The sequence below is a fragment of the Streptomyces sp. NPDC059355 genome (genome assembly GCF_042752335.1).
In the GTDB taxonomy this organism is placed as follows: domain Bacteria; phylum Actinomycetota; class Actinomycetes; order Streptomycetales; family Streptomycetaceae; genus Streptomyces.
The window spans coordinates 1-1,641 of sequence record NZ_JBHYXN010000107.1; the positions used below are offsets into that span (position 1 = coordinate 1).

Annotated in this window: 2 protein-coding genes; one reads left to right on the top strand and one right to left on the bottom strand. The window is 68.7% G+C overall.

The window, feature by feature from the left end:
• Positions 1-822: 822 nt before the first annotated feature.
• Positions 823-1,098, top strand: a complete 276-nt coding sequence (locus tag ACFXGI_RS38665; protein ID WP_384717764.1) for an isoamylase early set domain-containing protein — start codon at positions 823-825, stop codon at positions 1,096-1,098.
• Positions 1,099-1,220: 122 nt separating this feature from the next.
• Here the strand turns inward: ACFXGI_RS38665 and ACFXGI_RS38670 are convergent, their stop codons facing one another.
• Entirely contained in the window at positions 1,221-1,478 is a 258-nt protein-coding gene (locus ACFXGI_RS38670) for an integrase core domain-containing protein (RefSeq protein WP_384717767.1), read from the bottom strand.
• Positions 1,479-1,641: the final 163 nt, after the last annotated feature.

Here is a 1,641-nt window from a genome sequence, read left to right on the forward strand (position 1 = left end):
GTCCAGTGGAACTCGCGGGTCAGGGGCACCCACAGAGCCTCTGGCAGGGCGACCACCAGTCGGCCGGTGCGTCCCGTTCCGGCGTACGGGCCGGTACCGCCGAGGGTCTGGCCGGGGTGCCGGCGGGGACGGGCTGCCACTCGCGCAGCAGTCCGCGGACTTCAGCTCGTACGTAGCCCCGGCGCCGGTGCGAGCGCCCCGTGTCGGGCGGTGCATACCGGACCTTCCGTCGCTCGTGTCGCGCGGCGCTGCGCGCCTTGGCCCCGGCCGGCTGGCTGTGTGTAGCAGACTCTGGGTGGGGGTGGTTGTCCGCTGGGGGCCTGCCGTCGGCTGTGGCCCGCGTTCCGTCGGCGAACTGTGTCTGGTGGAGTTGGGGGGTGGCTTCAGGTGCCGGTGGTGGTGGCGTAGGCGAGGTATTCGATGTCGTTGTGGACTGCGATGGCGGGGGTGGAGACGGCATTGCTGGTGTCAGATACCTGGGCGAAGTTGACCTGCGCGGACGGCCTCAGAAACAGGCGCTCAAGTGGGCGTGCCCAGAGTGGGGCGGCGTCGCCTCACCTACGTCGGTGGGTCGGGCCGGGTGTGCCGAGTGGGAGTACACAGACCGGGGTCCGGCCCAGTCGGAACCTGCGCCGCGCAGACCGCCGTACGCACGACTTGCAGCCGCCCGGAAGCAAGAGCTTCGGCCGTGCGGAGTCGGCGTGGGCAGCATGCCGAGCGGGTGAAGAAAGACCTGGCCGCGGCCGCGTCCGCCCGCCGGTACAGGGCACGGGTCGGATGATGGCTCGCGACCACCCCTCCCTGCCGCCAGGAGTCATTTCCGTGCTGGAACGCAAGCAGCTCAAGGACCGCACCCGGGTCACGTTCGTCCTGCCCGCCGACACGCCTCCCGGCCCGGTCAGCGTGGTGGGTGACTTCAACGGCTGGCAGCCCGGCACCCACATCCTGGTGCCCCGCAAGGACGGGTCCAGGGCTGTGACCGTCGCTCTGCCCGGCAAGAGCGTGCATTCCTTCCGCTACCTGGCCGCGGGTGACTACTGGTTCGACGAGGGCCAGGCCGACAGCCACGACGGTGTGAACAGCCGCCTGCACACCTGATCTGACGCGTGCTGGCGAACATGCGCACATCGTTGGGTTGGCGCCGGCTGCAACGCGGCAGGGACCTGACGACACCCTTGAGTGAGCTTGTTCCGCTTTGGCGGACACGTTTGCTGTGGTGGTCAGGCCGCCAAGGGAGTCTCGTATTCTGCGGGGCTGCGGTAGCCAAGGCTGCTGTGGAGACGGTGCAAGTTGTACCAGCTCTCGATCCACTCGAATAGCGCGGTGTGGGCTGCGGCTCTGGATGGCCAGGGCCAGCCGTCGCCGAGTTCGTTTTTGAGGGTGGAGAAGAACGATTCGGCGAGGGCGTTGTCCCAGCATCGACCGGTGCGTCCAGCTGCGGCGAATGTTGAACGCGCCTGCCGGGGCGAATAGTTCATGGCCGGTGCATTGGCAGCCGCGGTCGGAATGAAGGATCACCGGGCCGGCCGGACGGTAGGTTCGGCAGCCGGTCCGCAGGGCCCCGGTGATCAGGTCGGTCTGTAGATGGTCGGCGGTGGCCAGCCGACCACACACCGGGAGGCAATGTCGATCACGATGGCG

Bases quoted from the DNA above. Each gene is read 5' to 3' on its own strand.
- ACFXGI_RS38670 (WP_384717767.1), bottom strand. From the start codon at position 1,478: ATGAACTATTCGCCCCGGCAGGCGCGTTCAACATTCGCCGCAGCTGGA.